This is a genomic window from Pseudomonas sp. GM80 (assembly GCF_000282515.1).
GTDB lineage: Bacteria > Pseudomonadota > Gammaproteobacteria > Pseudomonadales > Pseudomonadaceae > Aquipseudomonas.
The window spans coordinates 1-21,246 of the sequence record NZ_AKJD01000197.1; the positions used below are offsets into that span (position 1 = coordinate 1).

Genomic DNA, 21,246 nt, shown 5'->3' on the forward strand with positions numbered 1-21,246 from the left:
TCAGGGCTTTGTCGTTTCTGGGAATCGAGTTTTTTCTCCTCAATGTCCAGATCGTTTCCGCATCTTTTCGGTCATTTCCGCAACCCTGCCCCTTCGACACTAGTGCGTCCCCCTCAAATTTAGTTAATTCGACTCTATACTCACGGGGGTGTGGCTGTCTTCATAGGCAGCTTTCGGCCAAAGCAGAAATTGGTACTTATCATCTGGGCGCGAAAATCAAATCGTTTGTCCGAGATAAGTTCGACGTCATCAAGGAGCCATAAACCTATACCGCGCAACGCGGTACCCTTGACTATCTACACTGCCGCAGGCACCAAAACCTATGGCTCGACCGGGGCAACACGCATGGACCTTCAACATCGCAACAACGTGAAAATAATGGGCGATGGTCCTTCAACGTTGATCTTTTCCCATGGTTTCGGCTGCGATCAGACCATGTGGCGTTATCTCGCCGAAGGTTTCACCGATCGATTTACAGTTGTTCTGTACGACCTCGTCGGCGCGGGTGAGTCGGATCTTGAAGCCTATGATCGGGAAAAGTACAACTCACTGGCCGGGTACGCACGCGACCTGAATGAAATCATCGACCATTGCACCCGTGGACCCGTGATCGTCGTGGGCCACTCTGTCAGCAGCATGATCGGTGCGTTGGCTGACCGCCAGGCGCCCGGAAGCATCGCTGCCCATATAATGATCGGCCCCTCACCCTGCTACATGGACACCGACGACTATGTCGGTGGTTTCAAGCTGGAGGACATCCACTCACTGCTCGACACACTCGACAGCAACTACCTTGGCTGGTCTAGCACCATGGCTCCAGTGATCATGGGCACACCAGGGCAACCGGCACTGAGCGAAGATCTGACCAATAGCTTTTGCCGCACCGAGCCCGATATCGCCAAGCAATTTGCGCGAGTGACGTTCATGTCCGACAACCGCCAAGACATCGTTGGGCTGGCGACACCCACGCTGATCCTGCAATCCACCGATGACCTGATCGCTCCCGTCGCCGTTGGCGAATACCTGCAGTCTGTAATGCCCTCTAGCACGCTCTGCCTGGTGGCTAACGTCGGCCATTGCCCCCACATGAGTTCGCCCAGTGCATGTTCTGAGGCCATGGAGAACTTCTTGTTACCCTGGATGGGCGAATATGTCGACTGACCAGCAATTGCTGCCCGATGCTCACGCGCTTTTAGATGAAGCCCCATGCGGATTGGTGGTAACGAAGGAAGACGGCACGATTCTTCGCAGCAATAAGACGTTCAGCCATTCAATCGGCCTGGACACCCAGGCGATCATAGGGCGGCGTTTCCAGGAGCTACTGACGATGGGCGGACGCATTTTCCACCAAACGCATTGGTCGCCGCTGATGCAGATGCAAGGCTCCGTCGCTGAGGTAAAGCTCGACCTGGTTCACCATGACAAACACATCGTGACCATGTTGCTTAATGGCGTCCGACGCAAGCACGCCAGCGGTGCGTTTTATGAGTTAGCGCTGTTTCGCACCAAGGATCGCGAGAAGTATGAGCGTGAGCTGCTCAACGCACGAAAAATCGCCGAAGACCTGCTGTGCGAAAAAACCGCCGCCGAAACAGCCCTCAGACTGGCTCAGGAGGAGCTAAAAAACGCCTACGAAAAGGCCCAGGTTCGCGCCGCTTTCGCCGAACAAATGGTCGCCATCGTCAGCCACGATCTGAAAAACCCGCTGACGGCTATCAAAATGGCCTCCGGCATCCTTGCCCGAGAAGAACGCACCACTCGAGATAGCAGGATGCTCGGCCACATCAGCCAGTCGGCAGACCGTGCTGAACGCATGATTGGCGACCTGCTAGACCTGGCATTAGCCAGAGTTGGGCAAGGCATTACTATCGGCCCTTCGACCGTGAATTTGCATGCCTTCGTTGGCGCCAGCGTCGATGAATTGCGTATGACGTTCCCCGAAGCCACGTTGGTGCATCAGACCATGGGGACCGGCAGTGCTTGTCTGGATGCAGATCGGGTGCAGCAAATCATTGGTAATCTAGTGGCTAACAGCGTGAAGTATGGTGATTTACGACAGCCGATCACGATCACTTCACGCATCGAGCAAGATAACTCCGTTGTATCGGTAAAAAACCTGGGGCCGGCCATTCCCGAGTCGTTGATGGGCGTTTTGTTTGAGCCCATGATTCGGGGAGAAATAACCGGCACCGATTCGCGAAGCGTGGGGCTTGGACTCTTTATCGTTCGAGAGATCGTCAGGGCGCATAACGGTGTCGTATCGGTGAATTCAACACAAGAGAGTGGCACCATCTTCACCGCGAAATTTCCGATGGTTTGATACAGCTCATCCGCCTCAATTCCTCCCCGTATCGCCGTTACCCTTTAATAGGTCGTTTTCGGTCCGTCGCACAAGGCAGTGAATGGCCAAAAGCGGTCATTTAGATATGACTATGGAATCAAGGCCGGTTCGAGCCTTAGAAATAAGGTTTCAAAACGCGGGCGTTTTACTGTGACGCTTGCCTTGAAGCTGATGTTATTAAGGGACGAAGAAATCACAAGATACAAAATTCAGCAGTACCCCTTAAATGAGTCGCCTTTATAGGTAGCTCATGATGAACCAGATTTCCGCATTCGCAGATCCTGCTCTCATACCGGGATCTAACCCCCCTTGATTGCCAGTAGGCACGGTCCTGATGTACTGTGCGTTAAGTGGAATATTGTAGTTCCCCCCTTCAGTTGAATAGCCAGAAAACAAATACGCTTTATTAAACTCGATTGGAAACTGGTTCGAATCAAGTAACTGTAATGCTATTCCCTTTGCCGTGGAATTTTGATTTAAACTCACGACACCCGAACCAGCACTAACTTCTGGGCTGTTTGGCGTGGGAGATAAAGTATAAGTGATTTTATTTATGCCGCGAGGGCAATTATTGACCTTGACAGTGAAGCCTACCGGATCGGTGTGCTTACCAAACTCTGAGAATTGACTGAGATCATTTTCGCCCATATCCACCTTCACATCAGGTGTTTCGCAAGATTGCGGCAAAATTGTCATACCTTGGATCGACATCGCGAGTGCAGATACCTCACCAATTTGATAATACCCCAGAATTCCAGAAGGTATTTTTTGAGCGTTGGTTATATTCGCAGTTTTTACGATGACAAGACTGTGTGTAGTGCCGTTAAACCCGTAAGTACCCTTGACTGAGATATCCACGGGGAAAGCGTTTACGCGTATGCCTTTGTATTTCCACGACCATGCAAGGCCGGTATTTCCTATAGGAAGCAACTTATCCTTTCCGGATTCCCCAACATTGTTTTTAATACCTGATACAGAATTGGCGGTGCATGTATAAGAACTGTTTATCGAGTTTAGTGTGACTGGCGGACTTTCATATACAACTGTACCATTGGGCGTATCGCGAGGAATCGATAGCGTTGACGGGACGCTTACATCAAAGGTCGTCATAGCGTGATCTTTGTAAAAAGAACAGATTGCTGAGTTAGCGTAGATGGGGAATATCAGAATAAAAAAAGCAAAAAATAATGTAGATTTACTCATAGGCTGATGTCCTCTATTATCAGCGCCCCCTAAACGGGGCTCCTGAAATTTCAATTCAAATAGAGGAAATTTAGGCGATTTAAATAAATCTGAAAATCAGACGATTCTTATTTTCACAAAATCTCACCGTTAAACATCCTCAAAATCTGTTGGCACCGAGCTATAAATAGTTTACAACAAAGGAAATTTCAGCATTCGCGCTCCCCGCCTTGATTTTACTGACGGGTAGTCGGTAGTAGGAAGCCTGCAACGGAATTTTAAAGTTGGTGCCCGACGGGGTAAAGTCTTGGAGTATATAGTCGGTATTCAATGAGATGGGTTGCCCTGCACCACTCAATAGCTGCAAGCCAATACCCTTCGCAGTAGAGCTACCGCTGAGCTCAACCACACCTTTTGCCTCGTCAACTATAGGGGTATTGGCGCGCAGCGAGTAGGTAATCTTCTGAATGCCTGCCTCACAATTGTTCAACTCGATATTGAACCTGACCATACGGTTTACCGACCCTGTGTCATTGAACTGGTGGAGCTGATAATCATCTCCCATCGCGACCGCTAGGGAAGGCGCCTGACAGGTTCTCGCCTTGAAGTAAATGGGAGGGATATTGAAGCGCATCAAGTCCAGATTATCGCTTTTCAAAGTAGCCAACAAGCCGCCACTGACAGTGATGTTGGGGGCAAGCTCGCTTGATTTGAATATTTCCAACTGGAGCCGCGTTGCAGAAATAACAAACTTTTTTCCAGGCAGTATAAATTGATTGGATTCATAGCGCGCCAGCGAATCTATCCAAATGCGGAATGATAGCCCTGTCTTGTTTATTGGGAATTCATGCACGGCTCCGGTGACACTACCGAATTTAGGATTCATGGAAATCCCGTATAAAGTGCTTCCGTCACAGGTCCAATCAATAGCAGCCGCGTAACGCTCTACAACATAATAAACGGTGCCAATTGGATCTCTTGGGGCAGCGCTCAATCCAGATTCCGGAATGGGCCCGGTAAATTGTACATTTTGAGTAGGGGAATTCGAACGACATACTCCTGCGAAGATTGCTGGCGACACCAAGGCCAAAGCAATAGCAAAGGCAAGTCGTTTAGAGAAGCACATAAATAATATCCAAATAAACCGACAGACGACATAGCATTCCACAGTTATAGCCAAACAACATAAGACGAATCTTAATTAATTTTTTCTTCGCAATCACAAATTCCATAGTAGAGCCATGTATCTCGAGAGCAATCACCACCCTTGAGTTGTGTTTATCAGACTGTCAACAGGAAACTCGGAGCAGATGAAAACACAGCTATTTTTTCACGGCCAACTACTTTCAGAATTCTAAGAATCGTCTGATTTTCTCAACTTCACGCCGCCCTTACAGTGGGGGATGCCATTAAAAAATCGCCTCCATCAAATTAGCCCAATATTTTCCACGCCCCATGCGGCACGCCGTCTGCTTCGCATTTTTGCCTTGGTACTGCTGGTGGGTATTCTCGGCGGCGTCTACAGCTTTCTGTTGTTTACCTTCAACAATGAAGTATCCCAGCGACGCAGCTACATGAGCAGCGCGATCGCCGAAGCGCATACCTTTTTCACCACCCGGGAAGCGCTGCTGAAAAGCCTCAGCCTGTCGGCCACGCGCATGGCCAACAGGAACCTGCCAGTCTCCGAAGAAGAAACCCGTCTGCTCCTCGGTCAAGTGCCGGGACACCAATGGAGCATCTGGCTCACCCAACGCATGCGCGACTATCTCAAGGCCCGGCAACTCAACCTGGTCTATGTCAGCAGCGGCCCCCAGCCTCAAGTGTGGCGTCTTTACAACGCGACGCCGGTGACCAGTGCTTTTCCGCGGGCCACGCTTGAGCAACTGCAAACACTCAAGCATCACCACAGCGACAACTTGAAAGAACTCTGGCTGACCCATGCTGCTGACGGGCACTCGCAGCTGTACATCTTCATTCGCCTGGACGAACGCGACATCAACTCCGGCTGGCTCGGTCTGGAAATGGACGACCGCGAAGTTTCCAGCGCCTTGAGCGATCACAGCGCCGGCGAGTTCACCATGTTTAATTCGCAGGGCATGCCGCTGTTCAGCAACAGCCACAATCCGCCGCCGGGGCAGAATCTGCCATTGCTGCGGCAACAGGACTTTTTCGGATTTGTCGGTGACGGCTGGCTGCCCGAACAGTTGGTATTACGCAAACAGCTAAAATCATCGGATTGGCAGCTCACGTACTCCATCGATTTAGTGGCAGTGCTGTGGGCGCTTTGGCCGCAAATGCTCGGCACGCTGCTGTTCTGTCTGCTAAGCATCAGCCTGGTGTGCCTGCTGACCCGGCGTCTGGAACACCGCGTGATCAACCCGGCGATTCACCGGATTCAGGCGTTGGTGGAAAGCGAGCTGTTCAGCCGCGACGTGATCCAGACCGCCCCGGTCGCGCTGTGCGTGCTGCGCCGCACCGACGCTCAGGTGGTGCTTGAAAACACCCTCGCCCGCCAATGGCTGGGCCGCCGCGGTGAACAACTGGGGCCGGGCTGGATTCGTGCAGCGTTTGACGAGCATCCACCCGCTCTCACCGATTACTTCGCGACCGCCGATGGCCGTCACTTGTACCTGAGCTGCGCGCCGACCCGCTACAAAGGCGAAGACGTGTTGCTCTGTGCCTTCAGCGACATCAGTGCACGCCGGCAAATCGAAGCGGCGCTAGAACAGGCTCGCCAGTCAGCCGACGCCGCCAATGAGGCCAAGACCTTGTTCCTCGCGACCATGAGCCACGAAATCCGCACACCGTTATACGGCGTGCTGGGAACCCTGGAATTGCTCGCCCGTACGCAACTCGATACCCAACAGAAAAGTTACCTGCATGCCATCGAAGGCTCGTCCGCCACCCTGCTGCAATTGATTTGCGACGTGCTTGATGTATCAAAAATCGAGGCCGGGCAACTGGCGCTGGAACTGAGCGAGTTCAGCCCGATGATGCTGGTGCAGGAAGTGGTGCAAGGCTACGCGGCGGCGGCGCAGAGCAAAGGCCTGCAGCTGTACTCCTGCCTCGACCCGCAAACGCCGGAGCGGTTGATCGGCGATGCCAGCCGCGTGCGGCAGATTCTCAACAATCTGCTGAGCAATGCGGTGAAGTTCACCGATTCCGGGCGTGTGGTGCTGCGGGTCAAATTGCTCGATCGCGAAGGCGAACGGGTGTGCCTGCAATGGCAGGTTTCGGACACTGGCAGGGGCATCGCCCATGACGATCAGGCGTTCATTTTCGAACCGTTCTACCAGACTCAAGGCAACACTAACGTGGTGGCCGGCACGGGCCTGGGCCTGCCCATCTGTCAGCGGCTGACGCACTTGATGAACGGCACCCTGCGCATGGTCAGCGAGCCGGGGCTGGGCAGCAGTTTTTCCCTGAGTGTGCCGTTGGAGCAACCCTCAAACAAGACCTCACCGGTCGTCGTGCCAGCATTGGCGCCGGACCTCGTTCACGTGGTTTCGCCCGTGCGTGAATTGGCCGAAAGTCTCTGCGGCTGGCTGCGCCGCTGGGGCGCCCGTCCGCAGATTGGCGCACCCGACTGCATGGAACCCGACAGCAGCGCTGTGCTGCTTGAGCTGTATCCAACGCCCTTCGATCAACGCCCGAGCCGTGCATGGCCCGGCCCGCGAGTATTGGCCAGTGGCGACGGCGCCCATGAGCCGCAGTTCGACGTAAGTGGCTGGAAGGCCAATCTGAACGATCTGGCGGCGATCCAGCGCGCCGTACACCAAGCACAGGGTGGTCAGATTACCCACCACCCCGAACAACACGAACCCCATACGCTGTGTCCATTACACCTGCACATTCTGGTGGCCGAGGATAACGTCATCAATCAACTGATCCTGCGCGACCAGCTCCAAGAACTGGGCTGCACGGTGGCATTGGCCAGCGATGGCGAAGAGGCCTTGTCAATCTGGCGCGAGGGTGAGTTCGACATTGTCCTCACCGACGTCAACATGCCTCTACTCAACGGCTATGAACTGACCGCAGCCCTTCGCCGCGCAGGCTGCGTCACTCCGATCATCGGCGCCACTGCCAACGCCCTGCGCGGCGAAGAAGCCCTGTGCCTGGCGGCCGGGATGAATCACTGTCTGGTCAAACCTTTTACGCTGCGAGCCTTGTCTACGATCCTGGCTCCCTACGAACGAGTTGCTCATGAAGCCCTGTAGCATTTTGATTGTCGAAGACCATCCCTTCCAGCACCTGTATTTGCAGAATCTGTTCAGCGAGTTGGGCGACTTCGATCTGGCATGCGCCAGGGACGGCGAAGAAGCATTGGACTGCCTGAAACAACGCGACTTCGATATGGTCCTCACCGACCTGCTGATGCCGGGCATGGACGGTGTGCAATTCATTCAGAGCCTCGCCGCGCAACGCTCACGCCCGGCACTGGCGATCATGAGCGCCGCTTCACGACGCATGCTGATGGGCGCGAGCCTGGTGGCGAGCAATCTGCAAGTGAAAGTCATCGGGTTGATTTCCAAACCGGTGAATGCCGCCGCCCTGCGCTGCCTGATCGATCAATTGCAGGCACTGCGCCAAAGCGTCCCGACGGCGAGCCATCCCGGCATTGATCGCCAGAGTATTTGCAACGCCCTCGACAACGGTGAACTGCAAGCCTGGTTTCAACCGAAGAAGGCTTTGAACAATGGCCGGATTGTCGCCGCCGAAGCGCTGGTACGCTGGAATCACCCTGAACATGGCACGCTGTTACCCGGGGTATTTTTGCCCGCGTTGATTGCGTTCGGTCTCGAAGAGCCTCTGCTCTGGTGCGTGCTGAAACAGGCGATCGCCGCCCAAGCGACTTGGCGCGAACAGGGCTATGACATTCCGGTCTCGGTCAACCTGCCCACGCACTTGCTCAATAGCCACGACCTACCCGACCGCATTCTCGCGTTCGTTCTGGCCCATCAAGGCCTGCCCGCGCGGATCTGTTTCGAGTTGATGGAGTGCTCGGTGCCCGACGACATCAGCAATTTCTACGCTGGCGCCTGCCGCTTGCGGATCAAAGGTTTTGGTCTGTCGCAGGACGATTTCGGCAAAGGCTACAGCTCGTACATGAACCTGGTGTCGGCACCGTTCACCGAACTGAAAATCGACCGCGCGCTGGTGCAAGGCTGCAACGCCAACGCCGAACTTGCGCAAGCCCTGACCAGCATTGTCAGCCTCGGTCGCCAATTGGGCCTGACCGTAGTCGCCGAAGGCGTGGAAACCGCGCAAGAACTTGCCCTATTGCGTAAAATCGACTGCACTCAGGTTCAGGGTTTCCTGATCTCCCACGCCGTTTCAGTCGATCAGTTCCAGCACCTGCTGACCCACGACGGGCCGGCGACTGCCTATTGAGCGGCACGTGGCGGTTATTGAACGTCGCTCGCTACCGAGGTCACTGTGTTCCAAAGCCGCCCCATCACCGCTGGTCAGGCGCTGTAATGCCGTATACCAATGCATTTCTGGATAAACTGGCCAGCAGTTCGTTGCGTTTGAACAAAAGCCTGCCAGTGCTCGGCGCACTGGTGTTGTTTTTGCTCGGCGTAAGCTATCTGGGCGCGCAGCGCATGATTGAAGAGCAGCACGACACGCTGCAGTTTCACTTCGCCCGTTTGATGGAAAATATCCATGAGCAGGAAGTGTTCCTGCGCGATATCTCCCAGGCCAGTGCCAAGGGTCAATATTTTCCTTTGATCGTGTTGCCCACTTACTCGCAAAAACTGCTGCCAGAAGAGGGCCCGAATGTCTATGAGGGACGTGGCTTGCCGTTCTCACTGCCGTTCAGTGTAAAGATTGATCCGCAGAGAATCGCCGCCGACCAATACCCCAAGGTTTTCGCGCTGGGCAGTTATCTGGCCGCCTACTACAGCGCGTTCTGGGCGGCATCGCACTATCAGTCGCCGCAAGTGATCCTGCTTAATGGCCCCGACAACTTCGACGTGGCCGTTCCCTCCGCCGGGCGCTTGCGCGGTGCCGGCCCGATGCAAATCGGCGCGGTTGCCCAAATCATTAGCCAGATGAACCAGCACACACGCGAACAGCCTTCATCGGCGGCCGATCATCAAGTGCATTGGGCACCCTACCCGCCCACTCAGGACAACGAAGCGACACCGACGCTGCTGGCCTACGTCAGGATCAATCTGCTGCAGCCCACACTGAGCATTGAGGGCGCCGATTCCTGGGTGGTGCTCGGCACGTTGCTGAAACTGTCTCAGGTGAACAACATCGAGCGATTGATGGAGTGGTCGATTTACGATGACTTCACCTTGATCAGTCCCGCTGGCGAGGTTTTGACCGGCGCACAGCGATCTGCTCAGGCGCTGGATGAGGGCGTGAACTTCAATCGCGACGGTCTGGTGTTCAAACTTAGCAGTGCCGGAGATCAGCACTGGACGGCGATCTACGTCATCAGCGTACAGAGTTTTATGGATTACGCGCTGTGGCCACTGCTGGGCCTGTTCGCTCTGGTCGCGACAATGCTCGGTTGCGGCCGCGCGCTCAATCGCTGGTACACGAACCGGGTCATCCTGCCGGCGCAGAGCGCTCACGCCAGTATCGCCGAAAGCGAGGCTTTCGGCCGCGCGATCATCGACACGGCTCCCACCGGCCTGTGCGTGATCCGCCGTAGCGATCACCGCGTACTGTTGCAAAACCAGCGTGCGCAGCAATGGCAGGACACCCGCGATCTGATGAGTCTGCTCCAGCAGTCGACCGGGCCTGGTCACGCGGAACTGGAGATTGACCGCCGCCACGTGCATGTCGACTTCGTGTCGACGCGTTACCAAGGCCAGGATGCCTGGCTGTGTGCACTGCATGACGTGACCCGGCATATCGAAGACGCGGCAGCGCTGGAAGAAGCCCGTCAGGCCGCCGACTCGGCCAACCAGGCCAAAAGCCGCTTCCTCGCCACCATGAGCCATGAGATTCGCACCCCGCTCTACGGTGTACTGGGCACCCTTGAATTGCTCGGACTGACACCACTCGCCCCGCGCCAGCAGGATTATCTGGACACCATCCAGCGCTCCTCCGCCAACCTGTTCAAGCTGATCAGCGATGTGTTGGATGTGTCGAAGATCGAGGCCGGGCAAATGACTCTTGAGCTTCGGGACTTCTGCCCGCTGGAGCTGACTGAAGACGTCGTGCGTACTTACAGCGCATTTGCCCGCGCGAAAGGCCTGCAACTGTATGCCTGCATCGATTCGACCTTGCCGGATCGACTGCGCGGTGACCCGTTGCGTATCCGCCAGATCCTCAACAACCTGCTGAGCAACGCGATCAAGTTCACCGACAACGGCCGCGTGGCGCTGCGCCTACGCGTGTTGCAAAACGCCCCTGGCAACACCGAGGTGCAGTGGCAGGTCAGTGATTCCGGCGCGGGGATTTCCCTGGCGCAACAGCAGCAGTTGTTCGACCCGTTCTATCAGGTCAACGACGCCGACAGTCAGGCCGGCGCGGGTCTGGGCCTGGCTATTTGCAAATGGCTATGCGAGTTGATGCAAGGGAAGTTGAACGTGGTCAGCGAACCGGGGCTGGGCAGCAGTTTTACCCTGCAGCTCGCGCTAGAGAACGTGCCGGGGGCATTGGCTGACTGCCCTGCCTTCGCTGCCGGCAGTCCCACCGTTTATGTACGTGCCCCCGTCAGCGAACTGGCGCAGCACCTTATTGCCTGGCTCAATCGTTTTGGTCTTGATTGCCGCTTGGTGGTGAGCGAGATGCCGCCGCCATCGTCGCTGCTGTTGGACCTTGCGCCCATTGACAATGCTCCGCTCCGGAACGGGCCACGGATCGTCGCCGTGCCGGGCGGCCCCAATCCGGCGCAGTCAAACGGCACCGACTGGGCGGTCGATGCCGATGATGTCCGCGCGATCGCCTGGGCGATTCATCTGGCCCAACTCGGCGCCAATGCGCAGCGCCCAGCCTCGTTGCAGGCAAAGACCCGTCCGTTGAATCTGCAAGTGCTGGTGGCCGAAGACAACGTGATCAACGCGGCAATCATCAAGGAACAACTGGAAGCACTGGGCTGCACGGTGGTCGTCACCGCGAATGGCGAACAAGCCTTGGCGCAGTGGACACCCGGCCGCTTCGATCTGCTGCTGACCGACGTCAACATGCCAGTCATGAATGGCTACCGACTCGCCGAAGCGATACGCCAACAGGACACAACGCTGCCGATCATCGGCGTCACCGCCAACGCTCTGCGCGAAGAAGGCGAACGTTGCGCAGCCGTCGGCATGAACGCCTGGATGGTCAAGCCACTGAATCTCGCCACCCTGCGCGCGCAACTGGTGCAGCATTGCAAAATCGCTCTGCCCCCCGCTATCGATGCCCCGCCAACGCTATCAGCAAAAATGCGCGATCTGTTTGTCGCGACCCTGCGCCAGGATATTCAAACCACCTTGGCGGCACTGGATGCGACCGACGCCAATAGCGTGGCGCAGCAACTGCACAGCATGGCGGGGGCGCTAGGAGCGGTGCAGGTCAACGTCTTGGCCAGCGCGTTTGTCGAGCTGGAATGTCGCTTGACCGGCATGGCCGTGACGCCCGCTCTGGCCGTGGCGGTGCGACAAAATATGACGCGTCTGCAAGATCTGCTCGACTCCCTCGAATAACTTCACTCTGGATAAATCACTCATGGAAACCTTCAACGTTGTCATTGCCGATGATCATCCCATCGTGGTGCTGGGGGTGCGGGAACTGGTTGAGCGTGACCAACGCTTTCGCGTGGTGGGCGAAGCCGTTAGCTCCGATGAGCTGATCAAGCTGCTGGAGACCAAGCCTGTAGATCTGTTGATCACCGACTTCAACATGCCCGCCGATTCGCCTTACGGAGACGGTCTGAAACTGATGGAATATCTGACACGACACTTTCCCAAGCTCCGGGTATTGGTGCTGACCATGATTTCCAACCCCTTGATCCTGACGCGCCTGCAGGAGCTGGGCGTGCTGGCGGTCATTCAGAAAAACCAACTGCACGACGAAATCGAGACCGCCCTCAAAGCCATCGCCAAAGGCAGCCCGGTGCGCTGGCAAGCACCCGCGCCGACATCCGTAGTTAGCGACGGCGCCGCTCTGGATGAACGTTTTTCCCGGCTGTCGCCCAAGGAGCATGAAATTCTGCGATTGTTCGTTCAGGGCCAAGGCGTCAACGACATTGCCCGTCACCTGAACAGAAGTGCAAAAACCATCAGTACTCAAAAAATATCGGCAATGCGCAAACTTGAAGTCAATAGCGACCAAGAGTTAATGGCCTATTGTATTGAGCGCAACTTGTTCAATTAATAAATCAGCCACCTCTCTGATACTTTCATACATCTAGGAATCGTCTGATGTTCCATTAATAAACCGCGCTTTATTGTGTTGCTCTAACCCCATCAATGGAAAAAGCAACATGAAAAAGTTGTCCCGAACGCTTCTCGCCCTTTCGATCTTCGCTGCGGCCGGCAATGTCCTGGCAGCCGACCCGCCACTGACCCCGACCAAAGCCGGCAGCGGCACGATCAACTTCACCGGCACCATCAACAACGATGCCTGCTCGGTTGCAGGCGCCGGCAACAACAAAACCATTTCGGTCGACATGGGTGAAGTGTCGATCAAGAACATGGGCACCGCCACTGCGCCTAAAGGCAACGGCACCATGAGCGTCGAGAACTTCGACATGAAGATCAACTGCAACGCCGGGACCAAGGTTGCGATGATCTTCGAGCCAACCAAGGGCGCAGGTTCGGGCATCGTTGCCGGAACCAAAGTGCTGAAGCTGATCGACGGTCTTGGTGCTGCGAAGAACATTGGTATCGCCTTGCTCGACTCCAACGGAGCGTTGATCGACCTGAGCTCGCCGTCAACTGCGAAGATCGAAAATACTCTGCAAGACAGCAACACCACGCTGAGATTCTCGGCCGCCTACGTCACCACTGGCGACGTGACAACCGCCGTTGCGGGTCGCGGTGACGCGACCCTGCCGTTCACGCTGCAATACGAATAACCCGCGCGAACACTCACGCCTGGTGCAGGGCCGGCCGGCCCTGCACCCTCAATCAACAGCGCGGTACCCCTTATGTTTTATCGTCACTCATTGTCCCTCTGCGCGGGCCTTTTGGGCCTGCTCGTGGCCAATCAGGCCATGGCCGGAATTTCCTTGAGCAGCACCCGTCTGGTCTTCGACGGCCAGCACAAGGAAGCCGGAATCACCGTGCGTAACAGTGGTGCTGATGTATTGATTCAATCATGGATCGACACCGATTCCAGCGAAACCGCCGCCGTACCGTTTGCCGTGACCCCGCCACTGGTACGCGTCAGTGGCGACGAACAGCAGATCCTGCGGGTGATCTACGAAGGCGCGGGCATGCCGACCGACCGCGAGTCGGTGGTCTGGCTCAACGTGCAGGAAATCCCCCAGAACGCGAAAACCCAGAACACCCTGCAACTCGCCGTGCGCCAGCGCATCAAGGTGTTCTTCCGCCCGGCGGGCCTGAAAAACAACGCCTATCTGGCACCAGGCGAATTGACCTGGCGCCTGGCCGAACGCGCCGGCAAAAGCGTGCTGATGGTGAATAACCCCGGTCTTTATCACGTGTCCATCGCCGATATCACTCTGCAATCCGGCGCACTCAGTGAGCACCCGTTTGATTCGATGATGATCGCGCCCGGCGAACGCAAAGAGTTCGTGCTTAAAAAACTTTACTCGACTAATGCGGTAAGTTTGTTGTTCAGCAGCATTAATGACTATGGCGCCCAAGATCGCTTCACCGCGCAACTTTCCAACAGCACCGACACTCGCGCCAGTCCAAAGAAAGAAACGCCATAATTCGCGAATCGCACTGATCGCACACACTCACTGTATTTCTCTTCGCTCCGTTAGTTCGTATCGGAGGTGATATGGGGTTCCTGCATGTTTTTACTCAAGCGCGACGGATGGGCGCCATTTTCGGTTGCTCTGGTTATCAGTTGCACCTGCCTGGCCGATGACGAAGAACAATTCAATACATCGTTTCTGCAAGGCGCCCCCTCATCTGTCGACCTGCAATCACTGCTTGCGAGCAGTCGCGTGCTGCCCGGCATTTATCGGGTCGATCTCTACGGCAACGAAACGCTGGTCGGCCGGCGCGATATCGATTTCCGTCGCCATCCCGGTACGGGAAAGATCGAAGCCTGTCTGACCCTGGAGATGGTGCAGCAACTGGGGGTCGACATCGGCAAACTGCAGGCCGCCGGCAAACTGCTCGGCGATGACCCGAACGCCTGCGTCGATCTGCCCGCGTTGATCGATCACGCTACTGTCCGTTACGACGTGCCGCGTCTGCGGCTGATGGTCAATGTCCCGCAAAGTGCCATGGAGCGTGGTCGACGGGGTTACGTCGACCCGGCGCTGTGGGACGAAGGCGTACCCGCCGCGTTCATCAATTATCAGTTGAGCAGCAGCCGCAACAGCACCCAAACCGACAACACCCTGTCCAACAACTTCGGCTTGCGCAACGGGATCAACCTCGGTGGCTGGCGCCTGCGCAACGAATCGAACTTCAACAGCAGCACTGGCCGCCCCAGCACGTTCAAAAGCAACCGCAGTTACTTGCAACATGACGTGACCGCCGTGAAAGGCCAGTTCAGCGCCGGGGATATTTTCTCCGATGCCGACCTGTTCGACAGCGTGCGCTACCGCGGTCTGAAACTGGCGTCCGACGACGGCATGCGCGCCGACAGCGAGCGCGGTTATGCGCCTGTGATTCGCGGCATTGCGCAGTCCAGCGCGACCGTGGAAATTCGCCAGAACAACTACATTCTCTACAGCGCAAACGTGCCGCCGGGGCCGTTCGAGATCAGCGATATCTATCCCAGCGGCTCCAACGGCGACCTGGAAGTGACGATTATCGAAGCCGATGGTCGGCGCCGAGTGACGGTGCAAGCGTTTTCAAGCCTGCCAATCATGGTCCGCCAGGGCCAGTTGAAGTACAGCGTCTCGGCCGGCCAGTACAACAGCAACAGCGAGGATCAGAAGACCCCGGAGTTCGTCAGCAGCACACTGGCGTATGGCATCAGCAGCAACTTGTCCGGCATCGTCGGGGTGCAGGCCACGGACAACTTCAAGGCGTTGTCCGTCGGCGCTGGCCGCAATACTGCTATCGGTGCGATCTCACTGGACTTGACCCACTCCATGAGCAACACCTTCGGCGAAACGCTCACCGGCAACAGCTTGCGGGCCCTGTATGCGAAGACGTTCACTGGCACCGACACCAACTTCACCCTCGCCGCCTATCGCTACTCGACCGAGGGCTATCGCACCCTCACAGAGCACGTCGAGGAGTTGAGCCGCGATGGCCAGCCACGTACCGGCAACTCGAAAACCCGTACCGACCTGACCATCAATCAGAGCCTGGGGCGCAACCAGGAATATGGCAGCGTCTACATCAACGCCAGCGACCAGCGTTACTGGGAGCGCGGCGGTTCACAAAGCCTGTCGGCCGGTTACAGCAACTATTGGGGGGATGTGAGTTACAACCTCGGTGCGACGTATACAAAGGATGTCGGCAATTACGGACCGGCTAACAACGACACACTGGTCAACCTGTCGGTGTCGTTTCCGCTGGGGTACAAGCCCCGCGCTCCCCGGGCGTTTGTCTCGGCCAGCACGCAGAAATCCAGCGACACCACGCAAATGGGCATCAACGGCTATCTGTCGGAAGACAGGGACACCTATTACTCGGTACAAGCCGGCAACAGCAGCACCGGTGGCAGCTCCGGTTCGGTCAACCTCAGCACCCGTACCTCGGTGATGGATATCAGTGCCGGCTACAGTCAGGGCCGCGGTTACAACTCGCAGAACCTAAACCTGGCAGGTTCGATCGTGGGCCATGCCGGCGGGATCAACCTCGGACAAACCGTGGGCGAGACGTTCGCACTGGCTCAGGTCGAAGGCGTGGAAGGAGTGAAAATCGGCAGTTTCACCGGGGCCAGCACCGGCAGTAACGGCTTCGCCGTGGTGCCCAATGCACAGCCCTATCGCGTGAACTGGATTAACCTCGACACCCGCGATCTGGGCGGCGATGTCGAGATCGACAATGCGACCCAGCAAGTGGTGCCCCGCCGTGGTGCCGTGGTGCTGGCGCGTTACACCAGCAAGACCGGACGCCGCGTGCAGTTCGCCTTATTCGACGCGCAGCACCAGCCGATCCCGTTTGGCGCCTCGCTGGAGGACAGCGCCGGCAAGCAACTGGCTATCTCCGACCCAGGCGGCAAGGCACTAGCGCTGGTAGAAGCCGATGCCGGTATCTTGACGATCAACTGGCAGGGCCAGCGTTGCGAAGCGCCTTATGCGTTGCCGGCGCGTAATAAGAAACTAAACTATGATCGAATTTCAATCACTTGCACTTCACTCTCTCCCCAAAGTTAAATTTCTTAGAGAGTATGAAAACTGAGCCAGTAACGCCACCTACACTCTAAAAGTCTAGAGCACTGAAAAACAACCACCAACCATCTTACAAATAAAAATAAACCGACCACCGAATCAAAACAATGACAACCCGGCACATTAAATTCGTTTTAAAAAAACCATTTAGCCATTACAGATTTATTACACCAAAACATTACAAAGAAATGCGTCACGGATTTACAGGCAGGTAAAAAGCTAAACTCGCCCGGTTTTGAGATGCGCCAACCTGTCTCAGACCTCACTACCACAATAGAAATTATTAGCTTACGCACTCGCGAAATTTCCACAGAGAAAAACCGGGGAAACGCACAATAAAACATATCTAAAATCATAAAACACAATACCATAACCATTCAAGGTGATAAATGGATCCATTATCCAATGTTTTGTCATTAATAATGACCAGCGACCACTGCTCAATGTCACTAACATTGGGTGGATCTTGGGCATTTAGCTTTCCGGAGAGAGACGGCATTTACTTTTCAGCGATCCTTAAGGGTAGTTGCTGGTTGCACGTCAATGGTGAACAACAGCCACAACAACTACTTGAAGGCGATTGCTTTCTCATAAACCATGGAAAATCTTTCAAGCTCTACACTGATACGTCCAAAACAGTCATGAATTCAGATGATCACATCCGAACTTTCAGCTCAGAGGAAATTAGATTAAATTACGGGGGTGATGACACTCAACTTATAGGTGTACGACTTGGATTCTCCGGTGCTCCTTCCCAACTCATACTCAGTACACTGCCCAGCCTGGTTCACATGCAAGGTAATGAAAATCAGACGTTGATCATGCGCTGGTCACTTGAGCGTTTTAGTTCAGAATTGCGAGAGAAACTTCCTGGACGCATACTTATAAGCGAGTATCTAGTACATATCATCTTAGCCGCAGTTTTTCGCGCGCACCTAGCGACTCTCGACAGACTAGGTATTGGATGGTTGTACGGTTTGGCTAATCGCAGCATCTGCGTTTCTTTGAGGGCAATTCATGAAAATCCATCACGTCGCTGGACCGTCCAAGAACTGGCACAGTTAGCAGCTATGTCACGCTCGGCGTTCGCACTGCGTTTTAAGCAAGTAATTGGGTTAGCTCCAATGGAATATCTGACGTATTGGCGTATGTTGCTAGCCAGTGATCGCCTGAGAAAATCCGAAGACTCTATATCCACTATTGCCTATTCATTAGGCTATGAGTCGGAAAGCGCTTTCAGTACCGCTTTCAAGCGAGTCATGTCGAAATCACCTCGACGGTATGCCCGTGAGCATACCGTTTTATCTTAGTGCAGACCACCACCAATAACCAGTGTTTCTCCGGTTATCCAACTTGCATCCTGTGAGGCGAGAAAGGCAACGGCGGGCGCAATATCCTCTGGTTTGCCGATGCGTCCCAACGGCGTAATGGCCTCAATTTTTTGACGGAATTCTTCTGCAAAAAAACCACTAGCATGTACACCTTCTGTTACGACCAAACCTGGATTAACCGAATTTACACGTATATTTCTTGGCCCTAACTCATTGGCAAGTGTACGGGTAATAGCGTCTACCGCTCCCTTGGAAGCGGTATAAACCGTAGAGTTCGCAGGAGTAAATGAGGTAACGCTAGAGCTGATATTAACGATGCTGCCTCCTATTGGGTTGAACACATCCAACGCTGCTTGGGTGCATTTGATAAGGCCCAAAACGTTGAGATTAAAATGTCGGTGAAACTCATCTTCGCTAATATTAGCCAAGGCGTTGGTCGAGTAAACACCCGCATTGTTAACCAGAATATCCAAATATTTATGTTGGTGCATGATATTCCTAAATAACGCACCAATATCGACGTTGCTGGAGACATCACCTTGTATCGCATAAGCCCTGCCACCAGCTTTAAGAATCTGCGAAACGACTCGATCAGCATCCTCGCTACTGCTTGCATAATTGACTATTACAGTTGCACCCTCCTTTCCTAACTCCCTAGCAATTGCTGCACCAATGCCCTTAGAGGCCCCAGTGACCAAGGCGATCTTTTTATGCAATTTTTTCATTACTAATTCCTAATATTTCTTCCTAAGGTGGAAATACAAAATTACCAAGAACTAGTCAAACAGTTAATATTCTGGCCTCCAAAAAACATTCGCAATCGTCCGAATGCACCCTTTCCCATACTCCAAACATTCATAAGATTATATAGCCAGAGGACCAACACCATGAAAACAGTGCTTGCCAGCCTCCGCAGCAAAACTATTTTTTGACTAGGCATTGTGATAAAGCGAAAGCTGACAGATTTGCTTTCCATTAAAGGATTATTTCAAAATTCTGGCGTTCGTAGCGGAACGCAAATACTCCGGCGTTGCTGTAATGCATACGCCAAAACTAGCGATATGATAGGTTAGAATGAAGATTTCGCACAACTACTGCTTTGAGCGGATATGCTAGTAAGCCTCGACCAGTATACGGATCATCAGTTTTAGATCAATTTAAGGGCGCTCAGTTGGGCTGTAGATACCGGCGAGATGACGACGCCACTCGCTCAGATCGAAACTCTGATCAATGCTATGCAGAAGGTTATTGGCAGAGATTTTTCTGCAATTTTGAACAAATAAAACAGCCGAATCTAAACACTCAATAACTGTCCCATCATGTTGCATGCTTCCATGTTGGCAGATGGTTGATGTTGTCGCAGGTCAGATAGGTATTTTTCCCTTTTCAACAGAATTGGCCGATAAAATCCATTTCTCAACAATGACTTCGGTCTAGCGAGCTCGACATGTTGTTGCCATCGTCCATTGTAAATCCAAAGTCGTCGCTGGACACTTGAGCCGCTTCGTTGAGCCGTTGACGTAGTGCAGCGGTTAACTGCCGCTCCACTTCCCACGGGTCCGACAAGGCGGCGAGTTGCGGCGCCAACTGCGGAGACAGACTCATCAGAGAATGATTGAGTGATCGCGCTGTTTCAAAGGCGGCCTTCTGCACAAAGCTGATTTCCACCAGTTCTCCCTGTGCCTTGCGAAACTCCATTTCAGCCATTCGAGCCAGGTAATGCTCCCGATGTGCACGCGCTTTTTGAAAGTCTGGGGACTGCCCTTGCGCGGGATCAGCGGGCGGCGGCGCAGCCATGTTAGTCGGCTCGGATTGGGCTGAGACTTGGCTGTACACATCACGCTGAAGCCGCTCCTGTTGGTGGCGAGCAGCGACGGCAGCCTTGCTCGGGTCAGCGGTATCGCGGATCAATGCTTCGGTGGCCAGCACATCGACCTGCTTGCCATTGGGCGACAGCACCAACCGGCCATTCTCTTTCAGCCAGGTGATGTAGCTCGGTGATCGACCGATGTGCGCGGCGAAGGCGCTCTTTGACAGGTACGTAGGTGTGCTCATAAGCCCTCCTTTTAGCGGCTTTTCAATGAATCCTTTCAAGATTTCAGTGGATTGAAATTTCAGTAAGCTGGCAGGCCTCCCGCTAACACGATCCCGCGGGTTTCCGACCCCGTGTCCTTTGAAAGTCCTCAGGGTCCCCGGCGATTTTTCGGTGGCCAGGGCTGCAGATCCACCTCGCTCGACTAGCATCAGTGGACGATCCGTCAGAGGGAGAGATGTCATGGACATGATTGCCGTGCGTTCCAGTGCGATGAACCGCCGTTGGCTACGACCCAGCAACGAGACGAATGAGGATCCGTTTTGAACAGGGCCACTCCTACGACTTCTGCAATGTCCCCTTGGACATTTACAACGGGTTGATAGCCGCTGCCTCCAAAGGCGCCTACTACAACCAACACATCCGTGATCGTTATCAGTGCTGAGGCCGTCTTTCATTTGGAAAGACGGACATCCCTGCGAAGATTTCAGCTAGAGAGATTCTGCGAGTTCGATAACCCGTGTAGGGGGCGGCCCTCGGGGAGGACCCGTAAAAATCGGCGCCCTGCCTGGCCTGCCCGGCTCATGCCTTCGGCTCGGCCTCGCTCAGGTCCAGCCGCTTGGCAACCCAGCGTTCGTACAAGCCGATGGCGACATCGGCGCCGGCCATCGCGGTCAGGCAACCCAAGGCGCCCGCTGTCCAGATCGACAGGCCCGCACCGAACAGCAACATCATCGCTGACACGCCGCACACGATGCAGGCACCGGACCGAAGTGCGAGGCGGCGCAGTAACGCCCAGCCTCGCGCCCCGTCCTTGTCGGCGCGCCACATCTCGCCGGACACACCGCCCACCAATGACAGGGCAATCACCAACCAGATCGGCATCTCTGCCAGTGCCTGTTGCTCGTTCGTCACTGCCCTGCCC

General features: G+C 54.9%; 15 protein-coding genes and 1 pseudogene. 11 read left to right on the top strand and 5 right to left on the bottom strand.

Annotated elements, in window-relative coordinates:
* Positions 1–345: 345 nt before the first annotated feature.
* Together PMI37_RS25840 and PMI37_RS25845 are read left to right on the top strand one after the other, a co-directional pair.
* Positions 346–1,161: an alpha/beta fold hydrolase gene (locus PMI37_RS25840; protein WP_045123291.1), complete on the top strand. Its 816-nt coding sequence runs from the start codon at positions 346–348 to the stop codon at positions 1,159–1,161.
* On the top strand, positions 1,151–2,320 hold the full coding sequence (locus tag PMI37_RS25845) for a PAS domain-containing sensor histidine kinase (RefSeq protein ID WP_008086726.1): 1,170 nt from the start codon (positions 1,151–1,153) through the stop codon (positions 2,318–2,320). The genes PMI37_RS25840 and PMI37_RS25845 overlap by 11 nt, the downstream gene beginning before the upstream one ends.
* A 258-nt stretch (positions 2,321–2,578) precedes the next feature.
* On the opposite strand, the gene PMI37_RS31530 is transcribed toward PMI37_RS25845, so the two are convergent.
* Both PMI37_RS31530 and PMI37_RS32320 read right to left on the bottom strand, forming a co-directional pair.
* Complete coding sequence (locus tag PMI37_RS31530; protein ID WP_008086727.1) at positions 2,579–3,544, bottom strand: fimbrial protein; 966 nt, start codon at positions 3,542–3,544, stop codon at positions 2,579–2,581.
* A gap of 160 nt (positions 3,545–3,704) precedes the next feature.
* Positions 3,705–4,649 carry a fimbrial protein gene (locus tag PMI37_RS32320; RefSeq protein ID WP_238552737.1) on the bottom strand — a complete coding sequence of 315 codons (945 nt, stop codon included), beginning with the start codon at positions 4,647–4,649 and terminating at the stop codon, positions 3,705–3,707.
* Positions 4,650–4,926: 277 nt separating this feature from the next.
* On the opposite strand from PMI37_RS32320, the gene PMI37_RS25855 reads away from it, so the two are divergent.
* The 8 genes from PMI37_RS25855 to PMI37_RS31540 all read left to right on the top strand — a co-directional run bounded on the left by PMI37_RS25855 (position 4,927) and on the right by PMI37_RS31540 (position 18,268).
* The gene (locus PMI37_RS25855) at positions 4,927–7,740 is read left to right on the top strand and encodes an ATP-binding protein (protein ID WP_008086729.1); all 2,814 of its coding nucleotides are present in this window, start codon (positions 4,927–4,929) and stop codon (positions 7,738–7,740) included.
* Positions 7,727–8,914: an EAL domain-containing response regulator gene (locus PMI37_RS25860; RefSeq protein WP_008086732.1), complete on the top strand. Its 1,188-nt coding sequence runs from the start codon at positions 7,727–7,729 to the stop codon at positions 8,912–8,914. The genes PMI37_RS25855 and PMI37_RS25860 overlap by 14 nt, the downstream gene beginning before the upstream one ends.
* 86 nt (positions 8,915–9,000) lie before the next feature.
* A complete protein-coding gene (locus PMI37_RS25865) occupies positions 9,001–12,168 on the top strand; it encodes a hybrid sensor histidine kinase/response regulator (RefSeq protein WP_008086734.1) in 3,168 nt (1,055 codons plus the stop codon).
* Between the two features lie 22 nt (positions 12,169–12,190).
* The gene (locus tag PMI37_RS25870; RefSeq protein WP_008086736.1) at positions 12,191–12,838 is read left to right on the top strand and encodes a response regulator; all 648 of its coding nucleotides are present in this window, start codon (positions 12,191–12,193) and stop codon (positions 12,836–12,838) included.
* 109 nt (positions 12,839–12,947) lie between these two features.
* Complete coding sequence (locus PMI37_RS25875) at positions 12,948–13,541, top strand: fimbrial protein (RefSeq protein WP_008086738.1); 594 nt, start codon at positions 12,948–12,950, stop codon at positions 13,539–13,541.
* A 72-nt stretch (positions 13,542–13,613) separates the two neighbouring features.
* A complete protein-coding gene (locus tag PMI37_RS25880) occupies positions 13,614–14,363 on the top strand; it encodes a fimbrial biogenesis chaperone (protein WP_008086741.1) in 750 nt (249 codons plus the stop codon).
* An 84-nt stretch (positions 14,364–14,447) separates the two neighbouring features.
* The gene (locus PMI37_RS25885; RefSeq protein ID WP_008086743.1) at positions 14,448–16,943 is read left to right on the top strand and encodes a fimbria/pilus outer membrane usher protein; all 2,496 of its coding nucleotides are present in this window, start codon (positions 14,448–14,450) and stop codon (positions 16,941–16,943) included.
* A 404-nt stretch (positions 16,944–17,347) separates the two neighbouring features.
* The gene (locus tag PMI37_RS31540) at positions 17,348–18,268 is read left to right on the top strand and encodes an AraC family transcriptional regulator (RefSeq protein WP_008086745.1); all 921 of its coding nucleotides are present in this window, start codon (positions 17,348–17,350) and stop codon (positions 18,266–18,268) included.
* Here the strand turns inward: PMI37_RS31540 and PMI37_RS25890 are convergent.
* Together PMI37_RS25890 and PMI37_RS25895 are read right to left on the bottom strand one after the other, a co-directional pair.
* Complete coding sequence (locus tag PMI37_RS25890; RefSeq protein WP_008086747.1) at positions 18,265–19,014, bottom strand: SDR family NAD(P)-dependent oxidoreductase; 750 nt, start codon at positions 19,012–19,014, stop codon at positions 18,265–18,267. The two genes, PMI37_RS31540 and PMI37_RS25890, sit on opposite strands and share 4 nt — an antisense overlap.
* 691 nt (positions 19,015–19,705) lie before the next feature.
* Positions 19,706–20,344, bottom strand: coding sequence for a hypothetical protein (locus PMI37_RS25895; protein WP_008086748.1), 639 nt, complete (start codon positions 20,342–20,344; stop codon positions 19,706–19,708).
* Positions 20,345–20,613: 269 nt separating this feature from the next.
* On the opposite strand from PMI37_RS25895, the pseudogene PMI37_RS25900 reads away from it, so the two are divergent.
* Positions 20,614–20,766 (top strand): annotated as a pseudogene (locus tag PMI37_RS25900) (KTSC domain-containing protein); the annotation flags it as partial.
* 137 nt (positions 20,767–20,903) lie between these two features.
* Here the strand turns inward: PMI37_RS25900 and PMI37_RS25905 are convergent.
* Complete coding sequence (locus PMI37_RS25905; protein WP_008080174.1) at positions 20,904–21,236, bottom strand: phage holin family protein; 333 nt, start codon at positions 21,234–21,236, stop codon at positions 20,904–20,906.
* Positions 21,237–21,246: the final 10 nt, after the last annotated feature.

What these genes read in the sequence shown, in the direction of transcription:
- PMI37_RS31530 (WP_008086727.1), bottom strand. Translation starts at nt 3,544, where the DNA reads ATGAGTAAATCTACATTATTTTTTGCTTTTTTTATTCTGATATTCCCC.
- PMI37_RS25860 (WP_008086732.1), top strand. Translation starts at nt 7,727, where the DNA reads ATGAAGCCCTGTAGCATTTTGATTGTCGAAGACCATCCCTTCCAGCAC.
- PMI37_RS25890 (WP_008086747.1), bottom strand. Translation starts at nt 19,014, where the DNA reads ATGAAAAAATTGCATAAAAAGATCGCCTTGGTCACTGGGGCCTCTAAG.
- PMI37_RS25870 (WP_008086736.1), top strand. Translation starts at nt 12,191, where the DNA reads ATGGAAACCTTCAACGTTGTCATTGCCGATGATCATCCCATCGTGGTG.
- PMI37_RS25845 (WP_008086726.1), top strand. Translation starts at nt 1,151, where the DNA reads ATGTCGACTGACCAGCAATTGCTGCCCGATGCTCACGCGCTTTTAGAT.
- PMI37_RS25840 (WP_045123291.1), top strand. Translation starts at nt 346, where the DNA reads ATGGACCTTCAACATCGCAACAACGTGAAAATAATGGGCGATGGTCCT.
- PMI37_RS25855 (WP_008086729.1), top strand. Translation starts at nt 4,927, where the DNA reads ATGCCATTAAAAAATCGCCTCCATCAAATTAGCCCAATATTTTCCACG.
- PMI37_RS25865 (WP_008086734.1), top strand. Translation starts at nt 9,001, where the DNA reads ATGCCGTATACCAATGCATTTCTGGATAAACTGGCCAGCAGTTCGTTG.
- PMI37_RS31540 (WP_008086745.1), top strand. Translation starts at nt 17,348, where the DNA reads ATGGATCCATTATCCAATGTTTTGTCATTAATAATGACCAGCGACCAC.
- PMI37_RS25875 (WP_008086738.1), top strand. Translation starts at nt 12,948, where the DNA reads ATGAAAAAGTTGTCCCGAACGCTTCTCGCCCTTTCGATCTTCGCTGCG.
- PMI37_RS25895 (WP_008086748.1), bottom strand. Translation starts at nt 20,344, where the DNA reads ATGAGCACACCTACGTACCTGTCAAAGAGCGCCTTCGCCGCGCACATC.
- PMI37_RS32320 (WP_238552737.1), bottom strand. Translation starts at nt 4,649, where the DNA reads ATGTGCTTCTCTAAACGACTTGCCTTTGCTATTGCTTTGGCCTTGGTG.
- PMI37_RS25885 (WP_008086743.1), top strand. Translation starts at nt 14,448, where the DNA reads ATGTTTTTACTCAAGCGCGACGGATGGGCGCCATTTTCGGTTGCTCTG.
- PMI37_RS25880 (WP_008086741.1), top strand. Translation starts at nt 13,614, where the DNA reads ATGTTTTATCGTCACTCATTGTCCCTCTGCGCGGGCCTTTTGGGCCTG.